Below are 12,311 nucleotides of genomic sequence, written 5' to 3'. Positions count from 1 at the left end.
CCACAGAATTGCGTTGACAATCCAACCTTGTCGTTCGACTTTGAGGGTGAGGAGATGCGGCTGGCGGTGCTGCAGGCCCCCTCTCCGTCTCGCCCTTCGGGCGATCCACCTCTCCCCCGCCTTTGGCAGGGGCGAGGAATCGCGGTGGCGGCGCTGGCGTTTATCCAGCTTGGGTTCCTCGCCCCCACAAAGTGGGGGAGAGGTGGCGCCGCGAAGCGGTGACGGAGAGGGGGCTTTGGCGCCATATACGATTAGGCGCCGATCGAAGGGAGGAGATGTGACGAGCGAAGATCGCATTCGCCGCCTGCCATGCTGGAAGGGAAGCGTTAATGTCGCTCCCTTGTCCGGCGGCCTGAGCAACGAGAACTTCCTGGTGACCGATGCCGCGGGCAAGCATGTTGTTCGGCTGGGGCGCGATTACCCCTTCCATCACGTCTTGCGCGAACGTGAGTTGATGACGGCACAGGCGGCCTCGGCGGCGGGTTTCGGGCCAGCGGTCGAATATGCCGAACCCGGCGCCATGGTCACGCAGTTCCTCGGAGCTAGGACCTACGGTGCAGCGGATGTGCGCGCCAATGCCGAGCGAATCGCGAAGCTGATGCAGAGTTTCCACCGGCATATGCCCGAACATGTCTCCGGCCCCGGCTTCATGTTCTGGGTCTTCCACGTCATCCGCGACTACGCCCGCACGCTGAGCGTTGGAAAAAGCCGCATGATGCCGGTGCTGCCGCTTTACCTTGCGCTGGCGGATCGGCTGGAAAGCGTGCAGACGCCGCTGCCGATCGTGTTCGGCCACAACGATCTGCTGCCGGCCAATTTTCTCGACGACGGTGACAAACTCTGGCTGATCGATTTCGAATATGCCGGCTTCGGCACGGCCATGTTCGACCTCGCCGGTATAGCCTCCAACTCCGGCATGCCGGATGCGGAAGCGGAGCCATTGCTTGCCGCTTACCTTGGCCACAAGCCGGATGAGGCCCTGCGCCGTTCCTTCGCGGCCATGCAATGCGCTTCGCTGCTGCGCGAGGCGATGTGGAGCATGGTCTCCGAACTGCATCTCGATGCACCGGGCGTCGACTATGTCGCCTACACCACCGAGAACCTCGCCCGCCTCGATGCGGCGCTCGAAAGCTACAGCTCGAAATACGGAAAAATCCTGTCATGACCCTGCCAAGTCACGCCGAAATAGTCGTCATCGGCGGCGGCATCATCGGCTGTTCCACGGCCTATCATCTGGCGCGCGACCACAAGGCCGACGTGATCCTGCTCGAACAGGGCGCCATCACTTCCGGCTCGACCTGGCATGCCGCCGGCCTGGTCGGGCAGTTGCGGTCGTCGGCCTCGATCACGCGCGTGCTCAAATATTCGGTCGAGCTCTACAAGGGGCTGGAGGCTGAAACCGGGCTCGCCACCGGCTGGAAGATGACCGGCTGCCTGCGCCTTGCCACCAATCAGGACCGCTGGACCGAATTCAAGCGGCTGGCGACGACGGCACGCAGCTTTGCCATGGACATGCATCTGCTTTCGCCGGCCGAGGTCAAGGCGATGTGGCCGCTGATGGAGACCGGCGATCTCGTCGGCGCCAGCTGGCTGCCGACCGACGGCCAGGCAAGCCCGTCCGACATCACCCAGTCGCTCGCCAAGGGCGCGCGCATGCATGGCGCAAAACTGTTCGAGAAGGTCCGCGTGACCGGTTTCGACATGAAGGACGGCCGCATCGTCACGGTGAAGACCGACCAGGGCGACATCGCCTGCGAGAAAGTGGTCAATTGCGCCGGCCAGTGGGCGAGGCAGGTCGGCGCCATGGCCGGCATCAGCGTGCCGCTGCAGCCGGTCAAGCACCAGTACATCATCACCGAGAAGATCCCGGGTCTCGCCACCGATGCCCCCACCATCCGCGATCCCGACCGCCGCACCTACTTCAAGGAGGAGGTCGGCGGCCTCGTCATGGGCGGCTACGAGCCGAACCCGCAGGCCTGGGAAACCGGCTTGCCCGGCGGCGACGTGCCGAACGAATGGGAGTTCCGCCTGTTCGACGACGACTACGATCATTTCGAACAGCACATGACACAAGCCATAGCGCGCGTGCCGGCGCTCGAAACCGTCGGCGTCAAGCAGATGATCAACGGTCCTGAGAGCTTCACGCCGGACGGCAATTTCATCCTTGGCGTTGCACCTGAATGTTCGAACATGTTCGTTGGCGCCGGCTTCAATGCCTTCGGCATCGCTTCGGGCGGCGGCGCCGGCTGGGTGCTGGCGAAATGGGTGGTCGACGGCGAGGCGCCGCTCGACCTCTGGGTGGTCGACATCCGCCGTTTCTCCGACCTGCATCGCGACCGGCAATGGGTGTGCGACCGCACGCTCGAAGCCTATGGCAAGCACTACACGGTTGGCTTTCCGCATGAGGAATATGACAGCGGCCGGCCGCGCATCGTCTCGCCGCTCTACCAGCGCCTGCACAAGCACGGTGCCGTCTTCGGCTCCAAGTTGGGTTGGGAACGGCCAAACTGGTTCGCTCCGGTCGGAGCAGAGGCAAAAGACATCTATTCGATGGGTCGCCAGAACTGGTTCGAACCGGTCGGCGACGAACATCGCCATGTGCGCGAGAAGGTAGGCATCTTCGACCAGTCGTCCTTCGCCAAATACGAGCTGAGCGGCAAGGATGCCGGCAAAGCGCTCGACTGGATCTGCGCCAACGATGTGGCCAAGCCGGTCGGGCGGCTCACCTACACGCAGCTCCTCAACACACGCGGCGGCATCGAGGCCGATCTCACCGTGGCGCGATTGGCCGACGACAAATTCTACATCGTCACTGGCACCGGCTTCCGCACCCATGACCTCGCCTGGATCCGCGATCACATCGGCGCGGGTCTGGATGTCGGCGTCGCCGACGTGACCGAAGCCTTCGGCACGCTCTCGCTGATGGGGCCGCAGGCGCGAGCGGTGCTGGAGAAGGTCACGACGGCCGATGTCTCCAACGCCGCTTTCCCGTTCGGTCACGTGCGCGAGTTCGCCATTGCGGGGCATACGGTGCGGGCGCTGCGCGTCACCTATGTCGGCGAGCTCGGCTGGGAACTGCACGTCCCCATCGCCGCCACCGGCGACGTGTTCGATGCCCTGATGCAGGCAGGCAAGGCCCAGGATATCCGCCCGGTCGGCTATCGCGCGCTGGAATCGCTGCGCCTCGAAAAAGGCTACCGCGCCTGGGGTTCCGACATCACGCCGAACGACACGCCATTCGAGGCCGGCCTCGGCTGGGCGGTGAAGCTGAAGAAGGAAACCGATTTCGTGGGCCGCACGGCGCTGCAAAAACTGGACGGGCTGCCGCTCGCGAAGCGTTTTGCCGGCTTCACCGTGGATGATCCCGAGATCGTCCTGCTCGGCCGCGAGACGATCCTGCGCAATGGCGAACCGGTCGGCTATCTCACCTCGGGCGGTTACGGCTACACCGTGGCCAGGAACATCGGCTACGGCTATGTGCGTGATGCAGCCGGTGTCGACGATGCGTTCCTGCGCGACGGCGATTACCAGCTGGTCGTCGCGACGCAGAGCGTTCCGGCGCGCCTGCATCTGGAACCGCTCTTTGATCCCGGCATGAGCCGCATCAAGGCCTGAACGGCAGGGCGGAGCACCTAGGCTGATGGCCAGCTCCGCGTTTCAGGCACGGGTTCGCCCTTGCACCTGCGATCCAGCTTGCTCTACGCTTCATGCAGGCAAGCTGAGGAGCTACCCAATGGTGCGGAAATTCATCGAAGGCGAAAACATCGACATCGGTTTCGATGGCAAGCTCTGCATCCACTCACGCAATTGCGTGCTCGGCCACCCCGAGGTCTTCGTGCCCAATGCGCCGGGTCAATGGATCCATCCGGAAGCCGGAGCGATCGAAGCGATCGTCGGTGTCGCCCATTCCTGTCCTTCCGGTGCGATCACCTATCGTCGCAAGGATGGCGGAGCGGAGGAAGCAGCACCCGTGGTCAATCTGGTCAGGGTGCGCGAAAACGGGCCGCTCGCGTTCAATGCGGAAATGGACATCAACGGCGAGACGATGCTGCGCGCGACGCTTTGCCGTTGCGGCGCCTCCGAGAACAAGCCGTTCTGCGACGGCAGCCATACCAAGGCCGGCTTTGCCGCCACCGGGGAACCGGAGACGAAGGAGTCCGTCGCGCTGGAGGCGCGCAATGGCACGGTCAAGGTAACACCCTTGCCCAACGGATCGCTCAAGGTGGAAGGCAATCTGGAGATCGTCTCGGGCACTGGCCGTACCGTCGACCGCGTCACCAAGGTGTTCTTGTGTCGTTGCGGCCACTCGAAGAACAAACCGTTCTGCGACGGTAGCCACAAGGCGGCCGGCTTCGTCGGTTGACTGAACCCGATCTAGTTTAGTTCACGCCCTTCGGCACATTCTCCGGCGGCACGGTGTCGACCACTTTCTGCCGGTGGAAGATGAACAGGCCGGCCAGCACGACGATGGCAGCACCCACGAGCACGCGCGGGCCTGGCACGTCGCCGAAGAACACCATGCCGAACACCACAGCCCATAGAAGCAGGCTGTAATGGAGTGGGGCGAGCGTCGAAGCCGGTGCCAGTTTCAGCGCGCGGGTGATCATCAGATGGGCGGCGCAGGAAACGACGCCGAGCAGGAGCATGGGGCCGATATCGACGAGACCCGGCGTTTGCCAGTCGGGAATCGCGAAGGCGAGGCCCGCTATCAAAGCGGCGATGGTTTGCCAGGTCACCAGCGTGGTATCGGGCGTTCCGCGCAATTGGCGGCTGTAGACGATCGACAGGGCGAAGGCGACGGAGCCGACAAAGGCAAAGATCGCCGATTGCGAGAAGGCCGCTGCCGAAGGGTTGAGGATGACGAGCACGCCGCAGAAACCGACCAGGATGGCGGCCCAGCGGCGCCAGCGGATGCGCTCGCCAAGCATGAAATGCGAAAGCGCTGCCACATAGATCGGCCCGGCCATGTAGAAACTCATCACATCGGCGAGCGGCAGGTGCACGACGGCGGCATAGAAAAGACCGGTATCGATCGTTGTCATGATGGCGCGCAGGACCTGCGTGCCGGGTCTCTCGACCTGGACAAGTTTGGCGACACCCTGTCGGGCGATCATCGGGCCCAGAATGATGAAGGCGCCGATCGAGCGCACCGCGACCACCAGCCCGACAGAAAAATTGGCGACCAGCCATTTGCCCATCGCGTCGTTGAGCGCGAACATGAAATCGCCAGCCAGCATCAGCAGGATGCCGGCCACGACAAGGTTTTTGGGTGCAAGTGCCCGAAGCGACGCCATGGGTCGACAATCCTTCACGCCGATCGTTCAGCCGACGGCCCACTAGCCGTTGGCAGAGAGTTTGGCGAGAGGGAAGCAGAACTTTTGGTTACGCCAGAAGCGTCCGATGGTCCTTGTGCAACAAGCTTCGAAAAGCCTCGGCCTATCGGTGGATTTTTTCGACGAAGTAACGCGGGATCTGATCTCGTTCGCGCCGACGATAGAAGTCGACACAGAAACCGACGAAAGCCTTGAAGCGCCGTGAGACATGTCGCCGTCGCGAATAGATGAGGTTGATCGTCGTTTCGCGCGAGTGCCACTCCGGCAGAACCGGTACAAGCAGATCGCTCTGACACTCCGTCTCGACGAAAAAGTCGGGAAGATAGGCAATGCCCTGTCCGGCTACGGCGAAATATTTTAGGGTCCAGTAGTCGTTTGCCATCAAGCTGGCTGAAAGCAGGATCTCGGTCTCCTCACCGCCCTGGGTGGAGAGATACCAGGGCTGCAGGCGCGTGGTGTTCCGGAAGAGAAGGCCACGGTGGCGGGGGAGATCGTCCGGGGTTGCCGGCTGACCGTTCTGGGCAAGATATTCCGGGCTGGCATAGAGCCCGTAGGAGGCAGTGGCCAGCCTGCGGCTGACATAGTCAACATCCGATGGTTCGCCCCAATGGAAGATCCCATCCAGTGCCATGTCGGAGACGTCGGTGAATGGTTGGCGTGCTGAAAGGAAGACAACGTCGAGAATGACCTGCGGATAGGTCTTCTGGAAGGCATAGAGCAGTTCGGAAGTGATGGTGGTACCGAACTCACCGGTCGAGCCGACCCGCAGCGTTCCCGCCACCTCCTGATGCATTTCGGCCATCGCGGTTGCGGCATCATCGCAACTGGTCTGGATCTTTCGCGCATGACGCAGGAGTTCCGAGCCCGCGTCGGTCAAATGCAACTGGTGGCCTTCGCGTACGAACAGCTCGACGCGGAATTGGTCTTCAAGCTGCCGAATACGATGACTGAGTGTTGATTTCGGCAGGCGGTGCAGGCGCGACGCTGCGGAGATCGACCGTGCATCTGCCACTTTAACGAAACAGTCGATCACTGAAAGGTCCATTTCTCAGCCCTTTCGTTCATAAAATTGGACGATACGTTCGATAATAGCCAGGATTCGGCTAGTTGTTCAAACGGTATGCGGCTGAAATACTTCCCATGGAATAGGGAGGTCTGAATGTCCGACATTCGAGAATTCATCCGCGCAGCGTCCGGCGGATCCAAGGCAACCGCCGTCGTCCGCGGTGGCCGGCTGGTCAACGTTGTTTCCGAGGAAATCTACCAGGCTGACGTGGCCATCTACGGCAACCGCATCATCGCCGTCGGCGATGTCGGCGACCATGTCGGACCGCAGACCGAGATCATCGACGCGACCGGCAAATACCTCACGCCTGGGATGATCGACGGCCATCTCCACGTCGAATGCTCGAAGCTGTCGCTGACCAGTTTCGCCAAGGCAGTCGTGCCGCTTGGCACGACGTCCATCGTCTCTGGTCTGGACCAGATCATCGTCGTCGGCGGCCCGGATGCGGCGCGCGAATTCCTCGACGAGGCGGCGCAGACGCCGCTCAAGGTATTCTGGGGTGCGCCGTGCAAAACGCCCTACACCATGCCCCGCTCTACTGTCGGGCACTATTTCAGCCCGAAGGATCATCGCGACACGCACCACTGGCCGGAATGCGTCGGGATCTGGGAGACGGTGCGCGAGTTCATCCAGGAAGAGGACGAGGATGTCCTTGAGGCGATCGAGATAGGCCAGGCGAGCCGCCTGCCGGTTCTCGGTTGCTGCCCGATGACCCGCGGCGCTCGCCTCGACGGCTACATGCAATCGGGGGTGCGCGCCGACCACGAAAGCTACACGCCCGAAGAGATGCTGGAGAAACTGCGCGCAGGCATGCATGTCGTCGTGCGCGAATCCTCCATTTCCCATTTCCTCTCCGACAATCTGCGTATCGTCACGGAAATGGGCGTAAAGGCGCTGCGCCGTATCAGCTTCTGCACGGACGACGTGGTTGCCAGCGACATCCTGTCCCGCGGCCATTTGGACAACATGGTTCGCATGGCGATCGCCATGGGTATTTCACCGATGGCAGCCATTCAAATGGCAACGATCAACGGTGCGGAAGCCTTGCGCATCGACCACAAGGTTGGGTCGATCTCGCCTGGCCGCACCGCTGACATCCTCATCGTCAACGACCTGCGTGAGTTCCGCGTCGAGGCGGTGGTGGCGAACGGGACGCTTGCTGCCCGCGACGGACGCATGGCGATGGAACTTGTTGCGCCGCAGCGCAGCGCTGGCCTGCTGCAATCGGTCAAGGCCAAGCTGGTGACGGCCGCCGATATCGCCGTCTCTTGTCCCGACAACGCATCGTCCGCAGAGGCTTTGGCGATCGCGGTCACGCCGGAGAAAATCTTCGTGCGCACCCGGCGCAACGTCACCCTGCCGGTCGTCGACGGCAAGGTTCTCGCCGACACCAGCCAGAACGTCCAGTATGTCACTGTCGTCGAGCGTTACGGCAAAACGCGGAATCGTCCGGTCGCTTTCACTTCCGGATTCAGCCTGAAGTCGGGCGCTATCGCCAGCTCCACCGCACCCGACGATAACAACATCATCTGCGTCGGCGCCAATCCGGAAGAGATGGCGATTGCGATCAACCACCTGATCACCAACAATGGCGGCCAGGTGGTGGTCGACAACGGCAAAGTGGTCGAATTCCTGCATCTGCCTATCGGTGGCATCGTATCCGACATCGACCCCGAGGAGATGGCGGCGGCCGAGATTCGGCTGGACGAAGCGGCAAGACGCCTCGGCTGCGACCTGCCATGGCCTTTCATGTACATGTTCGTTCTGCAGATCACCGCCATCCCCGACTATGCCATCACCGATCTCGGGGTCGTTGACTGCGTCAATCTGCGGATCATTTCGCCATTGGACCCCGACGGGTCTGCGTCGGCGGATACACTCGCGGCGGAATAGGAGAACCCGCCAAGCGAGATTGATGGTGCTCAAAAAGGGGAGGAGCAACATGAATTATCAATCGAAAGTCGCGGAGGATTCCGCGAGCCGGCAATCCTGGCTCGACCGCTTTTTTGAAGTCAGCAAAAGCGGATCGACTGTCCGCACGGAAATCATCGCAGCTCTCACGACGTTCCTGGCAGCGTCTTACGTCATCGTGGTCAATCCGGCGATCCTGCAGAACGCTGGTATTCCGTTTTCAGCCGGCGTCACGGCCACCGTACTGGTCAGTCTCATCGGCAGCTGCGCCATGGGTCTCTATGCGCGCAGCCCCATTCTTGTCGCGCCCGGCATGGGTATCAATGCCCTCTTTGCCTATACGATGGTGATGGGTGCGAAGGTGCCGCTGGAGATCGCGCTCGGCTGCGTCTTCTGGGCGGGATTGCTGTTCACCGTCCTCGCTGTGCTCAACCTGCGCACAGCCGTCATCGACGCGATCCCCAAGGACCTGCGCTACGGCATCGCCTGCGGCATAGGCTTGTTCATCGCACTGATCGGCTTCGAGAACGCCAAGTTCATCGTCGCCAACCCCGACACGATCGTCGCGCTGACCCCGTTCACGGCGGTCACGCTCACATTCATTGCGGGCTTCATCATTACCGCAGCGCTGGTGGTGCGCCGCGTGCCCGGTGCCATGATGGCAGGCATGGTGATCACCACCCTTCTCGCGATCCCGATCGGACGCTGGTGGGGTGATGGCAGTGCCTTTGCCGCTGGCACGCCAGACCTGCACACGCTCGTCAACTGGAACGGCCTCTTGGCTGCGCCCGATTTCAGTTTCGTCGGCAAGATCGACCTGATCGGCGCGCTGCAGTTCGCCTACCTGCCTTTCATCTTTGTCTTCCTCTTCACCAATTTCGTGGAAGCGCTTTCGACCTTCCTGGGCCTGGCGGAAGCGGCCGACCTGAAGGACGAGAACGGCATGCCGCGCAATGTGAAAGAATCGATGCATGTCGATGCGGTCGCGGCGCTGATCTCCGCACCGCTCGGCACGAGCCCGGCGACGGTCTATCTGGAATCGGGCGCAGGCATCGCGCAGGGCGGTCGTACCGGCCTTGTCGCGTTCATTGCCGGCCTGCTGTTCCTGCCGTTCCTGTTCCTTTCGCCGCTGCTCTCGCTGGTTCCCGCGATTGCCACTGCACCGGTACTCATCCTTACCGGCCTCTTCATGTCGGAGCCGATGGGTCGGATCAACTGGTCAGACATGGAGGACGCCATCCCGGCCTTCCTCGCAATCGTGCTCATCCCGCTTACGTTCTCGATCACGCTCGGCCTGTCGCTTGCGATGATCGGCTACGTCGTCATGAAGCTCGCGCTGGGCAAGGCACGGGACGTGCGGCCCGTCATGTGGTTCGTGGCGGTACTCGCTGCCATGCTCGTGGCGCAGGTCCAATGACTTTGAGGGCGGCGGCACGTCACCGTGCCGCCGCCAGCCCACAGAACAGTTCGGATTGGAAGGATAGGCAGCATGCTGCAATCATGGCCTGAGATCGCACCGCTTCTCGTGGATGTCGCGATGGGCCGCAAACCGGCGGATCTCGTCATCCGCAATGGCCAGTGGGTGAACGTCTACTCGGGCGAGATCGTCGCGAACACCGATGTTGCGGTTGCAGCAGGTCGTTTTGCCTATATCGGTCCCGACGCCAGCCACACCATCGGCGATGGCACCAATATCGTGGACGCGGCAGGTCGTTATCTCGTGCCTGGCCTTTGCGACGGCCACATGCATGTCGAAAGCGGATTGGTGACGGTGACGGAATTTGCCCGTGCCGTCATTCCGCACGGCACGACCACCATGTTCATCGACCCGCATGAAATTGCCAATGTGCTCGGCATGGCCGGCGTGAAGCTCATGAACGATGAGGCGCAGAGCCTGCCCATCAACATCTTTGTCCAGGTGCCGAGCTGCGTTCCGAGTGCGCCGGGGCTGGAAAACGCCGGTGCGACCTTGAGCGCCGATGACGTGCGCGACGCTCTGTCTTGGCCGAACATCATCGGCCTTGGCGAGATGATGAATTTTCCCGGCGTTGCGGCGAACGACCCGAAGATGGTCGCAGAAATCGCGGCAACCCAGGCTGCTCGCCTGACTGTCGGCGGTCATTACGCCTCTCCGGATCTCGGCCGGGCCTTCCATGCCTATGTGGCTGGCGGTCCGGCCGACGATCATGAGGGAACGACGGTTGACGATGCTATCGCGCGCGTGCGGCAGGGCATGCGCGCCATGTTGCGCCTCGGTTCGGCCTGGTTCGACGTCGCAGCGCAGGTAAAGGCCATTACCGAACGAGGCATCGACCCCCGCAATTTCGTGCTCTGCACGGACGACAGCCATTCCGGTACGCTGGTCGACGAGGGTCACATGAACCGCGTGGTCCGCCATGCCATTGCGCAAGGATTGAGCCCGATCACCGCCATCCAGATGGCGACGCTCAACACGGCCCAGCATTTCGGCCTTGAACGGGAGCTTGGCTCTATCGCACCCGGCCGCCGCGCGGACCTGATCATGACCTCGGATCTCGCCACTCTGCCGGTCGAAACGGTTTTTGCCCGCGGCAAGCTTTTGGCGGCAAAGGGCGCGCTGGTCGCCGATATCCCTGCCTACGACTACCCGGCGAGTGCCAGGAATACGGTGAAGCTCGGCAAAGGGCTCGCCGCTGCCGATTTCGATATTTCCGCGGTTGGCGCATCGGAGGTGGATGTGCGGGTCATCGGCGTTGTCGAAAACCAGGCGCCAACCAGAGCCCTGCAGCACTGCCTCCCGGTGAAGGATGGGGTCGTGCAGATGGATCGCGCCGTCGATGTCTGCCAGATCGCGCTGGTCGAGCGTCATCAGGCGACCGGCGGCGTGGTGAATGCCTTCGTCTCCGGTTTCGGCTATGACACCGATTGCGCGATGGCCTCGACAGTTGCCCATGACAGCCACCACATGATCGTCGTTGGCACCAACAAGGCCGACATGGCGCAGGCAGCAAACCGGTTGCAGGAGGTGGGCGGAGGCATCGTGCTGATTGCTGGCGGGCGGGAGCTAGCCCTCGTCGAGCTGCCTGTCGCTGGCCTGATGTCGGACGAGCGTGCCGAAATCGTAGCTGAAAAGGCAAATCGGTTGGTGGATGCTATGCGTGCCTGCGGCTGTAGCCTCAACAACGCCTATATGCAGCACTCGCTGCTCGCGCTGGTGGTAATCCCGGAGCTACGCATCTCCGATATCGGCTTGGTGGACGTCACACGTTTCGAGAAGACCGACGTCATCATCCGCTAGTCCGGCGGCACAATGACTTGCTTAATAAAGGCTGAAAAACACCGGCAGATAGCCTTCGTCCTGTAGATATTCGACCATCAGCATGGCCGGCACGGCGGCAAGGAAGACAAGGCTGTCGATCAGGGTGCCGTAGAGCCGCTTCGGCGTGATCTCGATCGTCTCGCGGTCGATAAACAGCCGGCAATCCAGGCAAAATGCCGGGACGCGATTGCAATAGTCGGCATAAGCCTGTCCGAAATGCACCCGCAGCACGTGTTCTTCCAGCGTTGCTGTCCTGAGCAAGATGGCATGCACCACGAGGGCGCAGATCAGAGCGGGGGCAGCGCTGCCCGTCTGTGCGCCGACACCAGTCGCGCCGATGATCGAGAACAAATAGAGCGGATTGCGGCACATCGAATAGGGACCGTCATCGACCAGCACCTTCGATTTCTTCCCGCCGATATAGAGTGTGCACCAGAGCCGTCCCAGGATCGCCGTGCCGATGAGGCCGATGCCGGCGATCCTGATTGTCAGCTGCAGATCCACGCCGCCCGGCGGATAGAGTTTCCAGGCGGACTGGAACAGCAGCGCAAAGGCGATGAGGACCAAAGTGACGATCCACAGGGCTGTTATGCGCGGACGCTGAACGTGTCCGAAGGTCTTTGGTGGCGTTTGCATGATGGTCCCGACGAGATAGCGCCGGCGCGCCGTTGGGATCCGCCCATACCGTGACGACGCGTCGACG

General features: G+C 62.1%; 9 protein-coding genes. 6 read left to right on the top strand and 3 right to left on the bottom strand.

The window, feature by feature from the left end; all coding sequences use genetic code 11:
- Positions 1-277: 277 nt before the first annotated feature.
- The 3 genes from ACFWXH_RS14980 (at position 278) to ACFWXH_RS14970 (ending at position 4,363) form a co-directional block, all read left to right on the top strand.
- Complete coding sequence (locus tag ACFWXH_RS14980) at positions 278-1,165, top strand: phosphotransferase (protein WP_379121487.1); 888 nt, start codon at positions 278-280, stop codon at positions 1,163-1,165.
- The gene (locus ACFWXH_RS14975; protein ID WP_379121485.1) at positions 1,162-3,615 is read left to right on the top strand and encodes an FAD-dependent oxidoreductase; all 2,454 of its coding nucleotides are present in this window, start codon (positions 1,162-1,164) and stop codon (positions 3,613-3,615) included. The genes ACFWXH_RS14980 and ACFWXH_RS14975 overlap by 4 nt, the downstream gene beginning before the upstream one ends.
- A gap of 118 nt (positions 3,616-3,733) precedes the next feature.
- The gene (locus ACFWXH_RS14970) at positions 3,734-4,363 is read left to right on the top strand and encodes a CDGSH iron-sulfur domain-containing protein (protein WP_379121483.1); all 630 of its coding nucleotides are present in this window, start codon (positions 3,734-3,736) and stop codon (positions 4,361-4,363) included.
- 16 nt (positions 4,364-4,379) lie between these two features.
- Here ACFWXH_RS14970 and ACFWXH_RS14965 read toward each other — a convergent pair whose 3' ends face one another.
- Both ACFWXH_RS14965 and ACFWXH_RS14960 read right to left on the bottom strand, forming a co-directional pair.
- On the bottom strand, positions 4,380-5,294 hold the full coding sequence (locus tag ACFWXH_RS14965) for a DMT family transporter (RefSeq protein WP_379121481.1): 915 nt from the start codon (positions 5,292-5,294) through the stop codon (positions 4,380-4,382).
- Between the two features lie 142 nt (positions 5,295-5,436).
- Positions 5,437-6,378, bottom strand: coding sequence for a LysR family transcriptional regulator (locus ACFWXH_RS14960; RefSeq protein WP_379121479.1), 942 nt, complete (start codon positions 6,376-6,378; stop codon positions 5,437-5,439).
- A gap of 114 nt (positions 6,379-6,492) precedes the next feature.
- On the opposite strand from ACFWXH_RS14960, the gene ACFWXH_RS14955 reads away from it, so the two are divergent.
- The 3 genes from ACFWXH_RS14955 (at position 6,493) to ade (ending at position 11,587) form a co-directional block, all read left to right on the top strand.
- Complete coding sequence (locus tag ACFWXH_RS14955) at positions 6,493-8,292, top strand: adenine deaminase (protein ID WP_379121477.1); 1,800 nt, start codon at positions 6,493-6,495, stop codon at positions 8,290-8,292.
- Positions 8,293-8,341: 49 nt separating this feature from the next.
- Positions 8,342-9,727 carry an NCS2 family permease gene (locus ACFWXH_RS14950; protein ID WP_379121475.1) on the top strand — a complete coding sequence of 462 codons (1,386 nt, stop codon included), beginning with the start codon at positions 8,342-8,344 and terminating at the stop codon, positions 9,725-9,727.
- Between the two features lie 72 nt (positions 9,728-9,799).
- On the top strand, positions 9,800-11,587 hold the full coding sequence (gene ade / locus ACFWXH_RS14945) for an adenine deaminase (RefSeq protein WP_379121473.1): 1,788 nt from the start codon (positions 9,800-9,802) through the stop codon (positions 11,585-11,587).
- Positions 11,588-11,608: 21 nt separating this feature from the next.
- Here the strand turns inward: ade and ACFWXH_RS14940 are convergent, their stop codons facing one another.
- Complete coding sequence (locus tag ACFWXH_RS14940) at positions 11,609-12,244, bottom strand: methyltransferase family protein (protein ID WP_379121471.1); 636 nt, start codon at positions 12,242-12,244, stop codon at positions 11,609-11,611.
- Positions 12,245-12,311 lie beyond the last annotated feature (67 nt).

This window comes from Mesorhizobium sp. NPDC059054, from assembly GCF_042739215.1.
GTDB lineage: Bacteria > Pseudomonadota > Alphaproteobacteria > Rhizobiales > Rhizobiaceae > Mesorhizobium.
This window is presented reverse-complemented; position numbering and strand designations above follow the sequence as displayed.